Raw genomic sequence first — 250 nt, 5'->3', positions numbered from 1 at the left:
GGTGACCCGTACGGGATTCGAACCCGTGTTACCGCCGTGAAAGGGCGGTGTCTTAACCACTTGACCAACGGGCCAAAAAAAAAACAAAAATTTTCCCAAGCTTCCAACCGGGCTTGAACCGGTGACCTCTTCCTTACCATGGAAGTACTCTACCAGCTGAGCTATGGAAGCATAATGGCTCCGCAGGTAGGAATCGAACCTACGACCGATCGGTTAACAGCCGATAGCTCTACCGCTGAGCTACTGCGGA

General features: G+C 52.4%; 3 tRNA genes. All 3 read right to left on the bottom strand.

The features are described from left to right. Window positions 1–2: 2 nt before the first annotated feature. Window positions 3–74, bottom strand: a tRNA-Glu gene (locus SB773_RS33555). 24 nt (window positions 75–98) lie between these two features. Then, a tRNA-Thr gene (locus tag SB773_RS33550) sits at window positions 99–171 on the bottom strand. A 4-nt stretch (window positions 172–175) separates the two neighbouring features. Further along, window positions 176–250 (bottom strand) — tRNA-Asn (locus SB773_RS33545).

The sequence above is a fragment of the Bacillus sp. SIMBA_074 genome (assembly GCF_046534555.1).
Taxonomy (GTDB): Bacteria; Bacillota; Bacilli; order Bacillales; family Bacillaceae_G; genus Bacillus_A; species Bacillus_A mycoides.
This window is presented reverse-complemented; position numbering and strand designations above follow the sequence as displayed.